The organism is Gordonia marina (assembly GCF_052036135.1).
GTDB lineage: Bacteria > Actinomycetota > Actinomycetes > Mycobacteriales > Mycobacteriaceae > Gordonia.
The window spans coordinates 1-19,477 of the sequence record NZ_JBPSDN010000017.1 but is presented as its reverse complement, the minus strand read 5'-3'; the positions used below and the strand labels follow the sequence as shown (position 1 = coordinate 19,477).

Here is a 19,477-nt window from a genome sequence, read left to right as displayed (position 1 = left end):
TCTCTACTGTGACAACGCTCATTAGTATCGTCTGTCATGGCGAGCACCGACTTCGACGTCCTGATCATCGGTTCCGGTTTCGGCGGCAGCGTGAGCGCGTTGCGGCTGGTGGAGAAGGGATACCGGGTCGGGGTGATCGAGGCCGGCCGGCGCTTCGAGGACGACCAGTTCGCGAAGACGAGCTGGCGGCTGAACAAGTTCGTGTGGGCGCCGAAGCTCGGGCTGATGGGCATTCAGCGCATCCACATGCTCAAAGACGTGATGATCCTGGCCGGTGCCGGCGTGGGCGGCGGATCCCTGAACTACGCGAACACGCTGTACAAGCCGCCGACGCCGTTCTTCACCGACCCGCAGTGGAATCACATCACCGACTGGGAAGCCGAACTCAGCCCCCACTACGACCAGGCGCGGAGGATGCTCGGCGTGGTCACCAATCCGACGTTCACCAACTCCGACCGCATCATGAAGGAGGTCGCCGAGGAGATGGGCGTCGGCGACACCTTCGGGCCGACGCCGGTGGGCGTCTTCTTCGGCGCCAAGACCGGCGGTGCGGGAGCGCCGGGGGAGACGGTCGACGATCCGTTCTTCGGCGGCGCCGGACCGCGCCGCACCGCCTGCACCGAGTGCGGCGCCTGCATGACCGGCTGCCGGGTCGGTGCCAAGAACACCCTGCTCAAGAACTACCTCGGCCTCGCCGAGGCGAACGGCGCGCAGGTGATCGACCGCACCACCGTCGATCGGCTCGAACAGCGCGGCGACGGATCGTGGATCGTCTCGGCGCACGGCTCGTCGTCGTGGGGCCCGTTCGGCGCACGACAGCGCCAGTTCACCGCCGGCCAGGTGATCGTGGCGGCCGGCACCTTCAACACGCAGAAGATCATGCACCGGGCCAAGGGCTCGACGCTCCCGAAGATCTCCGACGCGATGGGCGTGCTGACCCGCACCAACTCCGAGTCGATCCTGGGTGCGCAGTCGGCGACCTACGACCCGAGCCAGGACTTCTCCGAGGGTGTCGCGATCACGTCGTCGTTCCATCCGGCGTCGAACACGCACATCGAGCCCGTCCGGTACGGCAAGGGCAGCAACGCCATGGCCTACCTGCAAACGCTGCTGACCGACGGCGGCAGTGTCGCGAACCGGTTCGGCCAGTTCCTCAAGCAGGTCGTCAAGAATCCCCTGATGCTGGTGCGGTTGCTGATGGTCCGCAAATGGAGCCAGCGGACGGTGATCGCGCTGGTGATGCAGAACAACAACAACTCGCTGACCACCTTCGTGCGCAAGCGCGGACCGTTCAAGTACGTCACCAGCAAGCAGGGGGTCGGCGAGCCGAATCCGACGTGGATTCCGAAGGGCAACGAGGCGACCCGGCGGATCGCCGACAAGCTGCCCGGCGGCCTGGCCGGCGGTACCTGGGGTGACATCGTCAACATGCCGATGACCGCCCACTACCTGGGCGGCTGCGTGATCTCCGACGATCCGGCCACCGGCGTGATCGACCCGTATCACCGCGTCTGGGGCTACCCGACGCTGCACGTCACCGACGGCGCCGCGATCACCGCGAACCTGGGTGTCAATCCGTCGCTGTCGATCAGCGCGCAGGCCGAACGTGCGGCCTCGCTGTGGCCGAACAAGGGCGAGGACGACCAGCGGCCGGCGCAGGGCGAGCCCTACCGGCGGCTCGCGCCGGTGCGCCCGGTGTCACCGGTGGTGCCCGAGGGGGCGCCCGGCGCGCTGCGCCTGCCGATCACGCCGGTCTAGTGATTCCCGGTCAGCGGTCGATCCACTCGATGTAGCCGCCGCCGGCGATCTCCGTACCGAGGTAGCGGCCGGTGTAGTCGTAGCTGCCCGCGAAGCCGGCGGCCATCCCGTAGGCGAAGTCGTCCCGGGCGACGCCGTGTACGGTGATCAGCTCGCGGCCGTCGTCGTCGTTCACCGACCAGGTGAATTCGGCGGGCAGCTCCATCGCGGCCCCGTCCGGGGTGGTGTGCGTGGGCAGGCGCCGGTGCACGGTGTTCACGAAGCCGCGCGTATAGGTCGCGGTGCCGCGGTCCAGGTCGCGGACGAAGACCATGCGCTGGAACGGGATGCCGGCCGGCCCCAGCAGTTCCGTCATCAGCACCTGCACGCGGTCGCTGATGTTGAGGATCTGATAGGTGAAGAACCGGATCGGCAGCGGTACGTCGGTCCGGCCGCGAGCGTATTCCCAGGTGCACAGTCCGCTGCTGGTGATCGGCTCGCCGCCGTCGGGCGTGAAGGTGCCCTCGTATTCGCAGAGCCGGCTCCAGTGGTCGTAGACGCCGGGCAGGTGCGCGAAGTGGGAGATGTGCTCGGTGGGGCGCAGGACGAGATCGGCGGTGAGGCCGTCCGGGCGGGCGTGGACGGTGATGTCGTGGTCGCGCCGGATCCGCAGCACGTCGCCGATCCGGATGTCGGAGGCGTCCTCGGTGAGGGTGCAATCGTCGGCGATGCTGTAGGGCCGGAAGTTGTCCCGGGAGACCGCCGAGCCGAGCAGCAGCCAGGCCGAGTCTTCCGGCGTGGTCCGCACCAGCGAGGGTACCGAGTAGGCGCGGATGCGCTTCGCGGTACCGAAAAGACTGATGACGTCGAAGAAGTTCACCGGGGCCGGGAGATCGGGCACCATGATCCCGTAGTGGGCGACGCCCCAGCCGTCGGTCGGCGGATGCGACGGCAGCGCGGGATCGTAGGGCGCGCCGTTCAGCGGGCCGATCCGGTTGACGAGGTTCCCGGTGTGCTGCAGTACGCGGTCGAGGAGGGTGCTCACGGTCAGCAGTCAACCACACGGGCGCTACCGTGAGAGTCATGAGTGACTGGCGTGAGACACGGGTCGAGGAGATCAAGGGACTGATCCGGGCGGCCGATCCGGCGATCGTCGAGGAGGCCAAGTGGCGGAAGCCGTCGAACCCGGACGGGGTTCCGACGTTCTCGCTGGACGGCCTGGTCTGCACGGTCGAGACCTACAAGGACAAGGTGAAGGTGACCTTCGCGAAGGGGGCGTCGCTGCCCGATCCGGCGTCGGTGTTCAATGCGAGCCTGACCGCGGGCACGCGCCGCGCGGTCGACCTCGGGGAGAGCGACGTGCTCGACGAGGACGCGTTCGTCGCACTGATCCGGGCGGCGGTCGCCGCGAATCAGATGTAGAGCGCCGGTTCGGCGTACGGGTCGACGGTGTCGGGTCCGGGGCGGGACTTCGCGGCGACGCCGACGGCCACGTAGCCGGCCGGAACGTCGTGCACCACTACCGCGTTGGCGCCCACCTTGACGTCGTCGCCGAGGGTGATGGGGCCGAGGATCTTGGCGCCCGCACCGATCAGGACACGGTCGCCGACGGTCGGATGCCGCTTGCCCTTGTTCATGCTGGTGCCGCCGAGGGTGGAGCCGTGGAACATCAGGACGTCCTCGCCGACCTCGGCGGTCTCACCGATCACCACGCCCATGCCGTGGTCGATGAAGAAGCGGCGGCCGATCACCGCACCGGGGTGGATCTCCACCCCGGTGAGGAACCGGGCGAACTGCGACAGCAGCCGGGCCGGGAGCTTCAGCGGCAGGCCGCTGATCCACAGGGTATGGGCGACGCGATAGAACCACAGCGCGTGCACGCCGGGGTAGGCGATGGCGACGACGAACTTGGATCGGGCCGCCGGGTCGCGGTCGCAGGCGGCCTGGAGGTCTTCGGCGAGGATGGCCGCCAGGCCGGGCTGCGCGGCGGACACTAGTCGACGAGCCCTTCGAACAGCGGCGTGGACAGGTAGCGCTCGCCGAAGTCGGGAAGCACGGCGACGACGGTCTTGCCCGCGAACTCGGGACGCTTCGCGACGTCGACGGCGGCGGCCAGCGCGGCACCCGACGAGATACCGACGAGCAGGCCCTCCTCGGTGGCGGCGCGGCGCGCCCACTCGATGGCGGTGCCGACGTTGACGTCGATCACCTGGTCGTACACGTCGCGGTCGAGGACCTCCGGGACGAAGTTGGCGCCCAGACCCTGGATCTTGTGCGGGCCGGGGGCGCCGCCGTTGAGGATGGGCGACTCTTCGGGCTCGACGGCGAAGACCTTGATCTCCGGGTTCTGCTCCTTGAGGTAGCTGCCGGCGCCGGTGACGGTGCCGCCGGTGCCGATACCGGAGACGAGCGCGGCCACCTGGCCGTCGGTGTCGTCCCAGATCTCCGGGCCGGTGGTGGCATGGTGGACCGCGGAGTTGGCCGGGTTGGCGAACTGCCGGGCCAGGACGGCTCCGGGACGCTCCGCGGCGATCTCCTCGGACTTGCGGACGGCGCCCGCCATGCCCTCGGCGCCCGGCGTCAGGATCAGCTCGGCGCCGAACGCGCGGAGCAGCGCACGACGTTCCTTCGACATGGTCTCGGGCATCGCGAGCACCACGTTGTAGCCGCGGGCGGCGCCGACCATCGCCAGGGCGATACCGGTGTTGCCGCTGGTGGCTTCGACGATGGTGCCGCCCGGGGGCAGGGTGCCGTCGGCCTCGGCGGCGTCGATGATCGACACCGCGATGCGGTCCTTCACCGAGTTCGCGGGGTTGTAGTACTCGAGCTTCGCCAGCACGGTGGCGGCAGCGCCGTCGGTGATCCGGTTGAGCCGGACGAGCGGGGTGCGGCCGACGGCGGCGGTCACATCATCGAAGATCTTCGACACGGGGAATCCTTAGACTCATGAGTGGGCAGAGGGGCGTCGTTTCCGAGCCTAGTCGAGCCCGCGGGCGGCGAGGGTGTCTGCGAAACCATCGGCGGTATCCAATGCGGCCAGCACCGCGGGGACGAACAACACGCGCGGGCCGGCGCGCAGCCCGCGGGCGCGTCGTGCCTGGTCGACCTGGGTGAACAGCTCGGCGAGCAACGGGATCGAGCGGATTGTCAAGGCTAAAGCCATGGCGATTAAATCTGTCCGGACGCCGAGTTTCCGCAGCGGCGACAGCGCCCGGACGATCGCGTCGAGCAGATCGGTGGTGCGGGTGGTCAGCGTGACGACGGCGGCCAGGCCGATCGAGGCGAGGAGTACCGCGCCGACCACGGTCGCCTTGCGCCAGTCGGCGAGGAACAGCTGCAGGACGACGATCAGCGCGATCATCACCAGCGGTCCGCGCATCATCGGCCATGCGCGGACCGGACCGATCCCGGCCAGCGCGAACACCAGGACGGTGGCGCCGACGGCGACCGCCGCACCGACCGGGGTGCGGACGGTGAGGGTCATCGCGATGATCGCGCCCAGCAGGGCGACCAGCTTGAACCCGGCCGGTAGCCGGTGGATCGGCGAGGAACCGGGGACGTAGGCGCCGAGCATCTACTTGCTGTGCGCGACGCTGATCCTCCACGGCACGCCGAACCGGTCGACGCACATGCCGAACCCGGGTGCCCAGAAGGTGGGTTCGACCGGCATGGTCACGGTTCCGCCGTCCGCGAGCGCCGCGTGGACGGTGCGGGCGCTGTCCAGGTCGGGGGCCGTGTACGAGACGGAGAAACGGGTCTTGGGGCCGTCGTCGCCGGTGGGGTCGTCCGAGCCCAGGAAGCCGTCGCCGTCGGGCAGTGCGATGGAAGCGTGCATCACGAAGTCGCCGCCGCCGGGCATCTGCGCGTCGGCGGGAGCGTCGGAGTTCCGCATGATCGACAGCTCGCCGCCGAAGATCTCGTGGTAGCGGGTGAAGGCGTCGGCGCAGTCGCCGCTGAAGAAGAGGTACGGGGTGAACGTCATGGAGTCAGTATGCGCCGGGGCTACGACATGAGGCGGCGGTAGAAACCGATCGCGGGTTCGGGCTCGTCGTCGGCGACCACGCGGCCGTCGTCGAGGACCAGCACCCGGTCGTAGCCGGTGAGCAGGTCGAGGTCGTGGGTGAGCACGATGAGCTGCTCGTCGAGCGCGGCGAGGACGTCGTGCAGCATCCGGGTGTTGCGCAGGTCGAGCATGGTGGTGGGTTCGTCGGCGATCAGGATGCGGGGGCCGATCACCATGATCGACGCGAGCGCGAGAAGCTGTTTCTGACCGCCGGAGAGGGTGTGTGACGGCTGGTCGGCGTGCCCGGCGAGGCCGAAGTCGTCCAGCGTGGCGAGGGCGCGTTCGCGTCGTCGCTGCTTGTCGAGATCGGTGCGGGTGAGGGAGAGTTCGATGTCCTCGAGGACCGTCGGCATGATGATCTGCCGGTCCGGATCGGAGAAGATGAAGCCGACCTGCCGCCGGACCTTCCGGGTGTGTTTGGCGACGTTCAGGCCGTTCACGGTGACGGTGCCCGAGTCCGGAATCACCAGGCCGTTCATCATCCGCGCCAGCGTCGATTTGCCGCTGCCGTTGGCGCCGATGATCCCGATGCGGTGTTCGGCGAGGTCGAGGTCGATCCCGCGCAGGACCGGCCGCCCGGAGAACGCGTGGGCGACCCCGTCGAACGAGATGCCCGTCACCGGCGGATCGGCGTGATCAGGCCGGGCCGTCCGCGATGCACGGCGGCGGCGATCAGCGCCGTGAGGACCGCCTTGATCACGTCGCCCAGGACGAACGGGCCGTTGGTGGTGATCGCGGTGACGAAGGGGACGCCGCCGCGGAGCATCAGGCCCGCGATGCCGCAGAGGTAGATGACGAGCACGCCGCCGACGAGATTGACGACGATGCCGAGCCAGATCCGGTAGCGCGGCATCATCAGGGCAGTCAGCAGACCGATCACGATCACCCCGGGCAGGAAGCCGAGGAAGTAGCCGGCCGTGGGGGAGGCGATCGCCATGGTGCCGGTGCGGCCGCCGGCCAGGATCGGCAGCCCGGCGAGGGCCAGCACCATGAACAGCACGACGGCGAGTGTGCCCTTGCGCGGTCCGAGGACGGCGCCGGCCAGCATCACCCCCATCGTCTGCAAGGTGATCGGGACGCCGCTGGCGAGGTTGAACGAGCCGGGCAGACCCAGCACCACGATGAGTGCTGCGAAGACGGCGGCCTGGGTGATGTCGCCGATGGAGAATTTGAGGAAGCCTGGCACGTAGTACAGCCTAATAAGATGGCTGAATCACTCGTCATCATGGTGGTGGCACTGCTCTCGATCGCCGCGACCACCGTGATCGGACCGAAGGTCGGTCTCGCCGCGCCGCTGCTGCTGGTCGCGATCGGGGTCGGGGCGAGCTTCGTTCCGGCGCTGCGCGACGTCGAGATCGATCCCGAGTGGATCCTCGAAGGCCTGCTGCCGCCCCTGCTGTACTCCTCGGCGGTGTCGATGCCGGCGATGAACTTCCGTCGTGAGTTCCGTGCGATCAGCGGACTGTCGGTGGTGCTGGTGGTGGCCAGCGCGCTGCTGCTCGGCGTCTTCTTCATGCTGGTGATCCCCGATCTGGGCTTCGCGTGGGGCGTGGCGCTCGGTGCGATCATCAGCCCGACGGACGCGGTGGCGACGTCGATCGTCAAGCAGACCTCGGTGTCCAAACGGGTGGTGGCGATCCTGGACGGTGAGTCGTTGCTGAACGACGCGAGCGCCCTGGTGGTGCTGCGCACCGCGATCGTGGCCACCGCGGCGTCGTTCAGCTTCTGGGGCGCGCTGGGCACGTTCGCCTGGTCGGTGCTGGTCGCGGCCGTGGTGGGCGCGCTGGTCGGGGTGGGGAACCTGTGGGTCCGCAAGTTCATCGCCGCGGCGCCGGTGAACACCGTCGTGTCGTTCACGGTGCCGTTCATCGCGGCCGTGCCCGCGGAACTGGCCGGAGGTTCGGGGCTGGTGGCCGCGGTGGTCGCCGGACTGGTGACGGGAGTGGGCGCACCGCGGGTGCTGTCGCCGCGCAACCGGCTGTCGGACACGCAGAACTGGCACACCATGGAACTGGTGCTCGAGGGCGTGGTGTTCCTGACGATGGGGCTGCAGATCAAGCACATCGTGGAGAGCGTGGAGCGCGATCACGCCGGGGTCGGCACGGCGCTGGTGATCGCGGTCGCGGCGCTGGCGCTCACTCTGGTGATCCGGGCCGCGTACTTCGCGCCCGCACTCGGCGTCATCGCTCGCCGGGCCCGGCGATACGCGCGCGCCCAGCCCCGCTTCGAGAGCTTGCAGGAGAAGCTGAGCACGCCGGAGGGCCGGGCGCGCACCGCGGAGAAGTTCGAGGCCACCCGCGGCCGGTCGCTGTCGGAGAAGCGGCTCGACAAGTTCGCCACGCGCGTGACCCGCGGGCTCGCCGACATCGACTACTTTCTGCGGGAGCCGCTCGGCTGGCGGGAGGGCACGACAGTGGTGTGGGCCGGCATGCGCGGTGCCGTGACCGTTGCCGCCGCGCAGACCCTGCCCGCCGACACCCCGCAGCGGTCGATGCTGATTCTCGTCGCCTACGCGGTCGCGGTGGCCTCGCTGACCGTGCAGGGAGGCACCATCGGGCCGTTACTCGCGATGATCGCCCCCAAGGACGACGGCTCGCGCGCGGCCCAGGACGCGGCCGAACGCGAGCGGCTTCTGCAACTCATCCGCGATGCCGCCGAAGCGGTACCGGAGCCGGAACCCCCGGCCGGCGACGACCGTCAGGCGGAGTTCGAACTCGCCCTGCGGCACCGGATCGCGGTGCTCGACGCCCAGCGGGTCGCGCTCCTCGACGCGCGCGACGACGGCACGTTCGACGCCGACATCCTGGAGGAGGCGCTGATGAACGTGGACGCGTCCCAGATCGCCATCGAGCTGCGGGGTCGGCACGTCGAATAGCGCGCCGCGGGGACTGTGGTGTCGTCGATGGCGGAGGTCCTGCTGGGGAGAGTCGGCGTGTCGTTGGACGGATGGCCTGTGGGTGTGTCTGGTTCCAGGGTGCGGCCACGGAACATCCCCGCTCGTGCGGGGAGCACGCTCGTCAAGCGCGCCGAGCGCCGCCAGGCGAGTTTCGGTCTCGGCTGGCGCGAGGTCGCCCAGCTCGCGCTGATGGTCGCCAGCGGCTACGACCGCGATTCGTTCCGGACGTCGGGGTGTCGTGGCGGGACGCGTCGACGCCGAGCTTCGCGGATTCAACGTCGGCCGGCAGAAGTACCGGCTATCGGATCTCTGGGTGATGTCTCGGGGGACCTTGACGAAGATCGACCTCGACGCCGACTGACCGTGATGTGAAAGGCGAGGGTGCGCTCCCCTGTGAAACAGGGGACACCCTCGCCACTTCCGAGAATACCCGAACTTCCCGGCCCCGTGACGGGGGCGGTAGAGCGCGCCGGCCCCGGCGCGGAACATCCCCGCTCGCGCGGGGAGCACACCTGCTCACGCACGGCGTCCGTTGCCGCACCGGGATCATCCCAGAGGGGACACCGCTTCCCGGAATGGGTTGCGGTCGACGCCGAGCCTATCGCGTTCGGCTGGTGGGCGATTCGACAGGCGTGAGGCTGCATAGGCGTCGCGCTGGGTTCAGTGCGACGACGTGTGTGTCGTTGTGTCGAGCGAGCTAACATGTCTCCAAAACGTGTTAGCTTTGTGGATAATTTTTAACATGAATGGCGAATGTGTTGAAGGAGCTACCACGTGGCATGGAACCCGGAAATTCCCTTCAACGATCTGCCGTCACTGCCGCCGGTCGGTCTCGATCTTGAGCCCAAGCGGGTCCTCAAGGCGACGATCGAGGCCCGGACCGCGCTGGCCACGCTTGCTCAGGCCGGTCAGTTGCTGCCGAACCCCAACATCCTGATTCACGCCGTCCCGCTCCTGGAGGCGCAGGCGAGCTCTGAAATCGAGAATATCGTGACGACTGCCGACGAGCTGTTCAAGCACGCCGATTCTGGCGGAGGTGATCACGCCACCAAGGAAGCGTTGCGGTACCGCGGCGCACTGTTCGCAGGGGTCGAGTCGATCCGGGATCGACCGCTGACCGCGACGACCGCTGCCCGTGTCTGCTCAGAGTTGCAGGGTCGTGAGATGACGGTCAGGACGATGCACGGAACACGGATCGCCAACCCGGCAACACGCGAGGTCATCTATGCGCCACCCGAGGGCGCGGAGATCATCCGGGAGAAGCTCGCGGACTGGGAGCGCTTCGTGCACGCCGACGATGGACTCGACCCACTGGTACGCATGGCGCTCGCGCACTTTCAGTTTGAGGCGATCCATCCGTTCCACGACGGGAACGGACGCACGGGCCGTGTCATCAATATCCTGATGCTGATCGAAGCCGGACTGCTGCGTGACCCCATCCTCTACTTGTCGCGCGCGATCATCGCACGGAAGAACGACTACTACCGCCTGCTGCGCGCGGTGACGGCCGAGGGCGCATGGATCGACTGGATCCTGTACATGCTCGAGGTGGTGCGCGAATCGGCGACCTCGACGACGCGCAAGATCGGTTCGATTCGTTCGTGTCAGGAAGAAATCGCCGAGCGAGCCAGAGGTGCCACCCCCGGTGGACGTGACGCTCAGTTCCTTGCAGTCCTCTTCGAGCAGCCGTACTGCCGCATCAGCACGGTCGCAGATCGGTGCGATGTCTCTCGCCAGACTGCCTCGACCTGGCTGCATGCGCTGGTGGAGGCTGGGCTTCTCAGCGCTGTGAAGGCCGGCCGGGAGGTCCTCTTCGTCAACGACGAGTTCATGGACGTGTTGACGCGCCCGGAATGAACTGGGCTTCCGCGATATCAGAACCTGCGGTGCATGCCCCACCGGTGATCACAGCGGTGACTGTAGACGACGGGTCAGACGCCGCCGTGGCGTCGTACGCCGGCTGTCAGGCGTTCGACTCCGCGTCCCGGAGCGTGGACACGGTGTCCCGGACGTTGTTCGCCGAGCTCCGCAGGCTGAACGCGTCGATCACCTCGAAGACACCCACCACGACCAGCAGGATGCCGGAGACCAGGGCGAGCGTCGCGATCGACGTGAGCGGGCTGACGATCAGGATGATGCCGGCGATCACCGTGATGATCGACAGGATGATGCCGGCGACGCGGCCGGGGACGCCGGGGGAACCGGCGAACAGCGAGAGGTTCGAGAAGCCGCGGAAGATCCAGGTGATACCGATCCAGATCGCCAGCAGGGCCAGCGACGACCCGAGGTGCCGCAGGGCGATGACGCCCAGGATCACCGAGAGGGTTCCGGACACGAACGTCAGGAGACGCCACCAGCCGTCGGCATCGGGCACACCGAACGTCGCGATGACCTGGAAGATGCCGGAGATGAGTAGGTAGATACCAAACAGGACGGCGACGACGACCAGCGTCTTACCCGGCCAGACCAGCACGATGATGCCCAGCACGATCGACGCGATACCGATCCCGAGCAGACTCTTCCACGTGCGATCGACGATGTCGGACACGCCGCCGAGAACCGCTGCGCCCACCGGATTGTTCGTTGTCATGGCTTCCCCTCCTGGTCAGACAGCACGGACACGGGTGTGCCGGCCGCTCATGGTGACGATATCCCCCGGGAGGCGGCGTCGCGACAGTTGAAATCACGCGGGTCCGACGGCCTGCGCGGGAGAACACGGTGGCGCGCGGCCTCGAGTTTTCGCCAGTATGTGGTTGTGGCACACGCGAGTCGAGGCAGAGGCCTTTCTGGAACCCCACCGGAGGAAGAACGGGGCGCCTCACGTGACGGGCGGTCCGTAGGACCGGACCGCGCCCGTGTTTGACTGGCCGCTCCTGCGGGGACCGGTTCCGAGCGTCGTGGTGATCCTCGGCGCCGTCTCCTGCATCTACCTTCTCGCCGCCCGGGGACGGCGTGGATGGTGGTCGCGGACCGTGCCGATCGTCGTGATGATCGGCGTGATCGTCAGCGTCATCGCCGACAAGGTGATCGACCACGTCCTGTATTCCGCGTCCGTGCCCGTGGAGGTCCTGGCATGGATCGGGCTCGGCGCGGGCGCGATCGCCCTGGGCGTCGCCAGGGCATGGCGAGCGACGTGGTGGCAGCGCGGGGTCGTGGTCGTCACGGTATTGGTCGTCGTCGCCATGGCCGCGAACAGCGTCAACCGCTACTACGGCGAGTTCCCGACATTCCGCGCCGCTCTCGGGTTGCCTGCCGCCGGTGAAGTCGCCTTCAAGTCGGTGTCCGCGGTGGTCGAGCAGCCGCAGCTCCCGGTGAGTGGCCGCGCGCTGGATCAGGATTGGACTCCCACCGTCCGCCCGCCGGCGAAAGGCGTGGTGACGCAGGTCTACATCCCGGGAAAGGTATCTCGCTTCACCGTCACCCGACGGGCCTACATCTACCTGCCGCCGGCGTACTCGGATCCGAGAAGACCGTTGCTGCCCGTGCTGGTGCTCCTGCACGGAATCCCCGGCAGTCCGTCGGATTGGCTGACGGCCGGCGGCCTGGCGGCCACGATGGACCGGTTCGCCGCGGCCCATCGGGGACTGGCGCCGGTCGTCGTGATGCCCGACGCCACCGGGTCGTTGCTCGGTGATCCGATGTGCATGGATTCCCGGCTGGGCAACAGTGCGAGCTACCTGGCCGTGGACGTCCCGATGTGGATCCGCCGCCATCTGCAAGTGGACGACGATAGTCGCCGGTGGGCCATCGCCGGACTCTCCTATGGCGGCACCTGCGCGTGGCAGCTCGCACTCCGCAGGCCGGCCACGTATCCGACGTTCATCGACCTGTCGGGGGAGGTCGAGCCGTCACTCGCTACCCGGGCGCAGACGATCCGGGTCGCGTTCAACGGAAACGCGGCCGCCTACACCAGGGCCACTCCGCTCCACATGCTGGCCGCCGCGCCGCATCCGTCGGTGGCGGGAATCATCGGGCTGGGCCGAGCCGACACCACCTTCGGTCCCCAGCAGCGGCTGGTGTACGCGGCCTGTCGGCATGCGGGTATCGACGTTCGTCTGCTTGTGCTTCCGGGCGCGCACACCTGGCAGGTGTGGAGCGTCGGGCTCCGGAGGAGTCTTCCCTGGTTGGCGTATCGACTGGGCATCACCGCACCGTGACCGGGCGGACGAACCAGGGAAAGTCGTCTCGTGACCCGGCACATCTCGGCGCGCGCCGTCGTCTGGTTCAGCCCCGCAGATCCCGGGCGATCCACTCCGCCACGGGCTCTCCGCCTGCCAGATGGTCCACGACCAGCCGTTCGACCCGATCGGGCCGCATGCCCGAATACCAGGTGCCGTCCGGGTAGACCGCCATCACCGGGGCGAGGGCGCAGGGGAACAGACAGCCGGTGACGGTCGTCAGGACGTCGTCGTCGCCGAGCCCGCGATCGGCCAGCGCCCTGCTGAGCGTCGCGGCGGATTCGCGGGCGCCCTCGACGCTGCATCGGGGTCCGCGGCAGACCAGCACGTGACGGGTGAAGGCGGGGACCTGCTCCCAGGCCGGCGAGAGGATCGGTGCGGTGGTGGTCCGGGCCGGCGTGCCGCCGTCGTCGATCGCCCGCTCGAGCAGTCCGGCGAAGCCGTCGTGGTCGGTGAGCAGGGGAGCGACGCGCACCTGCGGCGTCGGTGTTCCGGCAGGCCGGGTGCGCAGCCAATGTCCGACGATCCGCGCGATCCACGAGTCCTGCTTGGCGTCGCCGAGGGTCTGCCCGCTGATCAGCAGCACCGCCCGTGCCCCGGCGCCGGTGGCGTCGTCGAGCGCTTCGGTGATCGTCGTGTCCGATCCGCCGAGCACCGCGACGCGGAACTCGATGTCCGGCCGGGCGGCGCGGAGCCGGCCGAGTGCGGTGGTCAGCGCGCGGGCCGGGGCGTCGCCGCGGTCGGTGGGGGCGGTGACGGTCACCCAGTCGGCCGTCATCGCGTTCCCCGGCCGGGGCCGCCGATGGTCCCGCACAGCACGACCATCGGCGCGCCGGTGCGCGGATGCGGCGTGATCTCGACGTCGAGCCGGTACACATCGGCCAGCAGCTCGCGGGTCAGGACATGCGCGGGCGGCCCCTCGGTGACCAGCAGGCCGTCGTCGAGCACGATCAGATGGTCGCAGTACATGGCCGCCAGCTGCAGGTCGTGCAGGGCGGCGACGGTGGTGATCGGCAGCGAGCGCAACAGGGTCAGCACGTCCAGTGAGGCGGACGTGTCGAGGTGATTGGTGGGCTCGTCGAGCAGCAGGACTCTCGGCTGCTGCACCAGGGCGCGGGCGATCTGCGTCTTCTGGCGTTCGCCGCCCGACAACGACTGCCACGTGCGGGTGCGCAGTTCCTCGATGCCCAGCCTGGCGAGGGCGTCGTCGACCAGTTCCCGCGTGTCGACCCGCCGGAATCGGCTCCCGGCGTGCGGAATGGTGCCCAGATCGACCACCTGCTCGACGGTCAGCTCGGTCTCGGTAGCCGAATGCTGTTCCACGGCGGCCACGACGCGTGCGAGCTCGCGGTGCGGATAGCTGCGCACCGGCCGGTCGCCGAGGAGCACCCGGCCGGTGTCCGGACGCGTCCAGCGGGCGATGGTCGAGAGCAGGGTGGTCTTGCCCGACCCGTTCGGCCCGATGAGCCCGGTGAACCCGCCGGCCGGCGCGGTGGCGGTGATCCCGGTCAGCAGCCGGGCCTCGCCGACGGCGTATCCGACGTCCTCGAGGCGGATCGGCAGCGCCGGCGACGTCGTCCCGGTCATGCGGCCGCCCCGTGCCGTCGCAGAATCCAGACGAACGCCGGGACGCCGATGATCGCGGTGACCAGGCCGAGCGGCAACTCCTGCTGATTCAGGATGCTGCGGGCCAGGATGTCGGTCCACACCAGAAGCAGAGCGCCGAGCAGCGCCGTGACCGGCAGCATCCGCCGGTGCAGCGGCCCGATGATCAGGCGGGCGACGTGCGGCACCACCAGCCCGACGAAGCCGATGATGCCGGAGTTCGCGACGATCACCGCGGTGCACAGCGAGACGGCGATGTACAGCGTCCAGCGGGTCGCGGTGACGGAGATGCCGAGGCTCGACGCGGCGCGGTCGCCGAACGCGAAGGCGTCGAGCGTGCGCGCGTACGACCAGACGACGCCGAGCGTGAGGACCACCATGACGGTGACCAGCGTGGTCGACGGCCAGCGGGCACCGGCCACCGAGCCGAGCGTCCACCGCAGGACCGCGGCGGCCGCGTGCGGATCGCTGAAATAGACGAGCGCCGACGAGATCGCGGCGCCGCCCTGCGCGACGGCGACGCCGGCCAGGATCAGCCGGTTGGGCAGCAACGCCCCCGTCCGGGTGGTCGCGATCGCGAAGACCAGAGCCAGGGCGCCGAGCGCGCCGAGGAACGCGGCGACACCGACCGGGCCGAGGCCGGCCCCCACTCCGACGCCGAGCCCGGTCACCAGGACCAGGACCGCGCCGACCGATGCCCCGGACGACATGCCCAGCAGGTACGGGTCGGCCAGGACGTTCCCGGTCAGCGACTGCAGGACGGCGCCGGCGACGGCCAGGCCGGCGCCGGCCGCGGCGGCGGTCACCACGCGTGGCATCCGCAGATCGACGACGATGTACTCGTTCCCCGCGCCGACACCGGTGTGGAACCCGAGGCGTGCGCCGACCGCGGCCGCGACGTCGCCGAGGCTGAGTCCGACCGAACCGATCACCACGCCGGCGCCGATGCTCAGCGCGACCAGTACGACGAGCACCGCCACCAGCATCGGAAAGGTGACGCGCGACCGGCGCGGCGCGGCCGGTGCGCCGGTGGTCCGGGTCAGCGCTTCGCCAGCGCGTCGGACAGCGTCACAGCACCGTCGATGGTGCGCGCCCCCGGCGTCGACTCGGAGAACGGGATGACGATGTACGACTTGTTCTTCACGGCCTTCAGGCCCGCCAGCGCCGGGTCGCTCTCCAAGAACTGCCGCTTGGCGTCGGCGCGGGAGAAGTCAGCGTCGATCAGCACGATGACGTCCGGGTCGGCCTTGATGACCTGCTCCCAGCTGGTGTCGGCCCAGTTGCCGTCCAGGTCCGCGAAGACATTCGTGGCGCCCACCGCGTCCATGATGAGTTGCGGTCCACCGCTCTTCGCGCCGACCGAGGGGGTATCGGTGGCGTCGTCCCACCACATGATCGTGGTGCCCTTGCCCGCGTCCTTCTTCTTGAGCTCGGCGAGGGTGTCGCGCATCTTCTCGTTCACGCCGTCGGCGGCGTCGGTGCGGCCGAAGAGCTTGCCGTAGTCGGACACCTCACCGGCGATCGCATCCCACGACGACGCCGCGCGGTCGGCCTTGTTCTCGCAGCCGAAGGGCGAGACATAGGTCGCGATGTCCAGCTTCGCCAGCTCCTCGCGCGTGCCGATGCCCTTGTCGGCGAACGCCGAACCGTACGACGCGGCCACGAGATCGGGCTTCTTGCTGATCACGGTCTCCAGGTCGGGGTACTTGGGGGCGATGACCGGGATCTTGTCGTAGGCGGCCTTGAACTGCGGGGCGATCTCGTCGTCCAGGTAGGCCGTGCCGATCATGTCGTTCTCGGCGCCGATCGCGAGCGCCGACTCGGTCGCACCCTGGTTGACGGTGATCGCGCGGGTGGCCGGGGCCTTCAGCGTGACGGTGTGACCGCAGTTCTTCAGGGTGATCGCGCCGTCGGTGGCCTTGTCGTCGGTGCTGCTGCCGCAGGCGGCGAGCGTGAGGGTGAGCGCGGCGGCGGTGCATGCGGCCGCGACGGTGGTGAGGGTGCGCAAAGCGACCCGCCTTCCATATCTCGTGGAATCGGTTCACGTCGCGGCCGGTCTCCTGGCTACGCAGGGTCTACCGGGAACCACACCTTCCCGGGCGCTGAGCGCCCAGTGGCTGGGGACATACCCCGTCGTGGTACCCGGACCTGCTCACAGTGGCGAGAACCGCGCCGGCACTTCACCGGACTTCCCGAACACCGCGACGTCGCCTGCATGGTAGCGCGCGAACGGTGGGACGCTATCGGACAGGTACACAGGTACTTCTGTCGATGATCACCGGCGACCGGGTCCATCGTGGGAACATTCCTTGATGAGGTCACCGCGTGCCGGCATGCATGGCACGGTTCGTCATCGTGTCGGTGCAGTGCTGGCGATCGTCCTCCTCGCCGTCGTCGAGCCGGGGTGGCGATCGGCTCCGGTCTCGGCGGCACCACCGATCCCGCCGCCCTCGGCGGACCCGTTCTACCGATACGACGGTCTGCTCGGCGCCTATGCACCCGGCGCGGTGCTCCGGACCCGGTCGGTGCCCTTCGGCTACCGCGGGGCGACGGCGCCGATCCGCAGCTCCCAGGTGCTGTACAGGACCACCGATCAACAGGGGCGGCCGACGTCGACAGTCGCGACGATCCTTCAGCCCCCGGTCACCGGACCGCCGAAGCTGCTGTCGTATCACATGGCCTACGATGCGCTCGGGCCGCAATGCGACCCGTCGTACACGCTCACCGGCGCGGGTTCCCCCGGCGCGGCCGGAACCCTGGAACAGGGTGTGATCAGCGGATATCTCTCCCAGGGGTACACGGTGGTGGTGCCCGACTACGAGGGCCCCGATCTGCAGTGGACCATCGGGCGGGAGGCCGGATACGCCGCGCTCGACGGGGTCCGCGCGACGCAGAAGATCCTGCGGCTGCCGACGACCACGCCGGTCGCCATGGCCGGATACTCCGGCGGTTCGGTGCCGACGCAGTGGGGCGCGGAGGTGGCGCCGTCATACGCCCCGGAGATCCGGCTCATCGCCGCTGCGGCGGGCGGACTTCCGGTCAACCTCGCGCACAACCTGCCCTACGTCAGCGGAAGCAAGGACTGGGCGGGAGTGATCCCGGCGCTGATCGTCGCCTATCGGCGCGCGTACTCGCTGGACACCGATGCGTTCCTGTCCGCACGGGGCAAGAAGATCGTCAAGACGGTGTCGTCGCAGTGCATCAACGCCTTCGCCGCGAAATATCCGGGGCTGACCGACGCGGACATGGTACGACCGCCCTACCGTTCGCTGCTCGACGTGCCGGGTGTCGTGCGGGCGATCAACGACAACATCATGGGCACATCCGGTACCCCGCGCATACCGATGCTCCTCGGCGTCGGTGACGTCGACGGCACCGGTGACGGGGTGATGATCACCCGCGACGTCGAGAGTCTCGCGTACTCGTACTGCCGCCGCGGTGTGCGGGTGTCGTACGCGCAGTTCACCGGCAAGGCGCATGGAGAGGCGTTCATTCCCTTCCAGGAGCAGACCGCGCGCTTCCTCACCGACCGCTTCGCAAGGAGGCCGACGGCCTCGAACTGCGCCACGCTGAGACCCGGTGGCGGCCTCAGCCCGACCTCGGTGCCGTGACGGCACCGACCGATGAAGGAATCGCCATGGCCGGTCCGTTCGACTCGCACCTGAACCGGGTGTTCAGCAAAGGGTTCTATCGGGACAAGGACTTCGACTTCTCGGTGCGGTGCGTGCTCGGCGCGTCGGCGCACGGGGGCTCGGATGTGGGGGAGGTACTCGCCGCCATCGACGGCGTCCCCGACGGTGATCATCAGCGCTGGTTCGACGCGTGGCTCGCCCTGGGACGACGCGTGCGGGCCGACGCGGACGCCGAACGCGACGCGGGCCGGACGGTGAGCGCATCGTCGTCGTACCTGCGAGCGGCGACCTACTTCGCCGTCGCCGTGAACGCGGCGAGCGCACTCAAGCACGACGACCCGCTCCTTCCGACGTTCCGCCTGCAACGCTCCAGCTGGGACGCGTTCGTCGACGCGTGCGGACAACGTGTCACCCGCGTCCAGATTCCGTACGACGGCACGACGCTGCCCGGCTACTTCTTCCGGACGGTCGGCCACGAGCAGCGCCCCACGCTGATCATGGTCAACGGCAGTGACGGAGCGATCAGCGACCAGTGGTCCTCCGGAGCTGGCGCGGCCCTGGCCCGCGGCTATCACGTGCTGATGTTCGACGGCCCCGGACAGCAGTCGATGCTCTTCGAGCGGGGGACCCGATTCCGCGCCGACTGGGGCGCGGTACTGACGGCCGTGGTCGACTTCGCGGTGGCGCAGGACGGCGTCGACCCCGACCGCCTGGTGGGGTACGGGATCAGTCAGGGCGGCTACTGGCTGCCTAGCGCGCTCGCGACGGAGCACCGGCTCGCGGCCGCGGTGGCCGATCCGGGCGTCGTACGCGTGGCGGCATCGTGGGAGTCGTCGATTCCCGCGAGCTTGATGAAGCTCTTCCACGCGGGAAAACGCGAGGCGTTCGACCGCGACATGGCCCTCGGAATGAGACTCTCGCCGACCGCGGCGCGGACCTGGAAGTTCCGCGCCCGGCCGTACGGGCAAGACAGCTACTACGACACCCTCGCCGAAGTGGATCGATACGTCCTGTCCGACACTGAGGCCGCGCGGATCACGACGCCGCTGATTCTCACCGCTCCAGAACACGAGCAATTCTGGCCGGGACAGTCGGAGATGCTCGCGGAACGGACCGGTGGTCGCGCCGAGGTGGTGCACTTCACCGCGGCGGAGGGCGCCGACTACCACTGTCAGCCGCTGGCGCGCCGTCTCACGGAGACACGGGTCTTCGCGCGGCTGGATCAGATCCTGACCTAGCTGTACTTCCCCGTGAGGTTGTGAACGCGGGCTGAGGGGACGAGGCCACCGATCCCGGTGTGGGGTCGGTGGTGATTGTAGTAGTGCAGCCAGAGCTGGTAGGCCGCTGCGCGGTCGGCTTCGCTGGT

General features: G+C 68.9%; 20 protein-coding genes, 1 pseudogene and 1 riboswitch. Of the genes and pseudogenes, 8 read left to right on the top strand and 13 right to left on the bottom strand.

The genetic code is table 11. The features are described from left to right. Positions 1 to 36 precede the first annotated feature (36 nt). Complete coding sequence (locus ACSEEN_RS12370) at positions 37 to 1,758, top strand: GMC family oxidoreductase N-terminal domain-containing protein (RefSeq protein WP_440713339.1); 1,722 nt, start codon at positions 37 to 39, stop codon at positions 1,756 to 1,758. 10 nt (positions 1,759 to 1,768) lie between these two features. Here the strand turns inward: ACSEEN_RS12370 and ACSEEN_RS12365 are convergent, their stop codons facing one another. Continuing rightward, complete coding sequence (locus ACSEEN_RS12365; protein WP_371307296.1) at positions 1,769 to 2,782, bottom strand: DUF6670 family protein; 1,014 nt, start codon at positions 2,780 to 2,782, stop codon at positions 1,769 to 1,771. Between the two features lie 38 nt (positions 2,783 to 2,820). Here ACSEEN_RS12365 and ACSEEN_RS12360 point away from each other — a divergent pair, with 38 nt between their 5' ends. Next, complete coding sequence (locus ACSEEN_RS12360) at positions 2,821 to 3,159, top strand: DUF1801 domain-containing protein (RefSeq protein WP_298440603.1); 339 nt, start codon at positions 2,821 to 2,823, stop codon at positions 3,157 to 3,159. Here the strand turns inward: ACSEEN_RS12360 and cysE are convergent. The 6 genes from cysE to ACSEEN_RS12330 are packed head-to-tail and all read right to left on the bottom strand — an operon-like array spanning position 3,150 to position 6,986. Beyond that, complete coding sequence (gene cysE, locus ACSEEN_RS12355; protein ID WP_247866912.1) at positions 3,150 to 3,731, bottom strand: serine O-acetyltransferase; 582 nt, start codon at positions 3,729 to 3,731, stop codon at positions 3,150 to 3,152. The two genes, ACSEEN_RS12360 and cysE, sit on opposite strands and share 10 nt — an antisense overlap. Next, entirely contained in the window at positions 3,731 to 4,666 is a 936-nt protein-coding gene (gene cysK / locus ACSEEN_RS12350; RefSeq protein ID WP_440713338.1) for a cysteine synthase A, read from the bottom strand. The genes cysE and cysK overlap by 1 nt, the downstream gene beginning before the upstream one ends. A gap of 48 nt (positions 4,667 to 4,714) precedes the next feature. Continuing rightward, positions 4,715 to 5,311: an energy-coupling factor transporter transmembrane component T family protein gene (locus ACSEEN_RS12345; RefSeq protein WP_298440607.1), complete on the bottom strand. Its 597-nt coding sequence runs from the start codon at positions 5,309 to 5,311 to the stop codon at positions 4,715 to 4,717. Continuing rightward, positions 5,312 to 5,719 (bottom strand): VOC family protein, encoded by a 408-nt coding sequence (locus tag ACSEEN_RS12340; RefSeq protein WP_440713337.1) that lies wholly within the window; start codon positions 5,717 to 5,719, stop codon positions 5,312 to 5,314. A gap of 20 nt (positions 5,720 to 5,739) precedes the next feature. Further along, a complete protein-coding gene (locus tag ACSEEN_RS12335; RefSeq protein ID WP_440713336.1) occupies positions 5,740 to 6,420 on the bottom strand; it encodes an energy-coupling factor ABC transporter ATP-binding protein in 681 nt (226 codons plus the stop codon). Next, positions 6,417 to 6,986, bottom strand: coding sequence for a biotin transporter BioY (locus ACSEEN_RS12330; protein WP_298440612.1), 570 nt, complete (start codon positions 6,984 to 6,986; stop codon positions 6,417 to 6,419). Before ACSEEN_RS12330 ends, ACSEEN_RS12335 begins: the two co-directional genes overlap by 4 nt. Positions 6,987 to 7,004: 18 nt before the next feature. On the opposite strand from ACSEEN_RS12330, the gene ACSEEN_RS12325 reads away from it, so the two are divergent. From ACSEEN_RS12325 to ACSEEN_RS12315, 3 genes are all read left to right on the top strand, one after another. Continuing rightward, on the top strand, positions 7,005 to 8,675 hold the full coding sequence (locus ACSEEN_RS12325; protein WP_371307293.1) for a cation:proton antiporter: 1,671 nt from the start codon (positions 7,005 to 7,007) through the stop codon (positions 8,673 to 8,675). Between the two features lie 259 nt (positions 8,676 to 8,934). After that, entirely contained in the window at positions 8,935 to 9,057 is a 123-nt protein-coding gene (locus tag ACSEEN_RS12320; protein WP_440713335.1) for a hypothetical protein, read from the top strand. Positions 9,058 to 9,470: 413 nt separating this feature from the next. Then, positions 9,471 to 10,553 carry a Fic family protein gene (locus tag ACSEEN_RS12315; RefSeq protein WP_298440618.1) on the top strand — a complete coding sequence of 361 codons (1,083 nt, stop codon included), beginning with the start codon at positions 9,471 to 9,473 and terminating at the stop codon, positions 10,551 to 10,553. Between the two features lie 106 nt (positions 10,554 to 10,659). Here the strand turns inward: ACSEEN_RS12315 and ACSEEN_RS12310 are convergent, their stop codons facing one another. Then, positions 10,660 to 11,286 carry an HdeD family acid-resistance protein gene (locus ACSEEN_RS12310; RefSeq protein ID WP_247866929.1) on the bottom strand — a complete coding sequence of 209 codons (627 nt, stop codon included), beginning with the start codon at positions 11,284 to 11,286 and terminating at the stop codon, positions 10,660 to 10,662. A gap of 265 nt (positions 11,287 to 11,551) precedes the next feature. Between ACSEEN_RS12310 and ACSEEN_RS12305 the strand changes: the two genes are divergently transcribed. Further along, the gene (locus ACSEEN_RS12305; RefSeq protein WP_298440621.1) at positions 11,552 to 12,853 is read left to right on the top strand and encodes an alpha/beta hydrolase; all 1,302 of its coding nucleotides are present in this window, start codon (positions 11,552 to 11,554) and stop codon (positions 12,851 to 12,853) included. A 67-nt stretch (positions 12,854 to 12,920) separates the two neighbouring features. On the opposite strand, the gene ACSEEN_RS12300 is transcribed toward ACSEEN_RS12305, so the two are convergent. From ACSEEN_RS12300 to ACSEEN_RS12285, 4 genes are all read right to left on the bottom strand, one after another. Next, positions 12,921 to 13,652, bottom strand: coding sequence for a (2Fe-2S) ferredoxin domain-containing protein (locus ACSEEN_RS12300; RefSeq protein WP_298440623.1), 732 nt, complete (start codon positions 13,650 to 13,652; stop codon positions 12,921 to 12,923). After that, entirely contained in the window at positions 13,649 to 14,461 is an 813-nt protein-coding gene (locus ACSEEN_RS12295; RefSeq protein WP_371307292.1) for an ABC transporter ATP-binding protein, read from the bottom strand. The genes ACSEEN_RS12300 and ACSEEN_RS12295 overlap by 4 nt, the downstream gene beginning before the upstream one ends. Further along, entirely contained in the window at positions 14,458 to 15,453 is a 996-nt protein-coding gene (locus ACSEEN_RS12290; RefSeq protein ID WP_366942175.1) for a FecCD family ABC transporter permease, read from the bottom strand. The genes ACSEEN_RS12295 and ACSEEN_RS12290 overlap by 4 nt, the downstream gene beginning before the upstream one ends. A 65-nt stretch (positions 15,454 to 15,518) precedes the next feature. Then, positions 15,519 to 16,487, bottom strand: coding sequence for an ABC transporter substrate-binding protein (locus ACSEEN_RS12285; protein ID WP_298440628.1), 969 nt, complete (start codon positions 16,485 to 16,487; stop codon positions 15,519 to 15,521). Positions 16,488 to 16,512: 25 nt separating this feature from the next. Continuing rightward, positions 16,513 to 16,698: riboswitch (cobalamin riboswitch) on the bottom strand. Between the two features lie 114 nt (positions 16,699 to 16,812). Here ACSEEN_RS12285 and ACSEEN_RS12280 point away from each other — a divergent pair. Continuing rightward, on the top strand, positions 16,813 to 18,090 hold the full coding sequence (locus ACSEEN_RS12280) for a lipase family protein (protein WP_298440630.1): 1,278 nt from the start codon (positions 16,813 to 16,815) through the stop codon (positions 18,088 to 18,090). A gap of 26 nt (positions 18,091 to 18,116) precedes the next feature. Next, the gene (locus tag ACSEEN_RS12275) at positions 18,117 to 19,349 is read left to right on the top strand and encodes an alpha/beta hydrolase family protein (RefSeq protein WP_247866943.1); all 1,233 of its coding nucleotides are present in this window, start codon (positions 18,117 to 18,119) and stop codon (positions 19,347 to 19,349) included. On the opposite strand, the pseudogene ACSEEN_RS12270 reads toward ACSEEN_RS12275, so the two are convergent. Next, a pseudogene (locus ACSEEN_RS12270) lies at positions 19,346 to 19,477 on the bottom strand (IS481 family transposase); the annotation flags it as partial. The gene ACSEEN_RS12275 and the pseudogene ACSEEN_RS12270 sit on opposite strands and share 4 nt — an antisense overlap.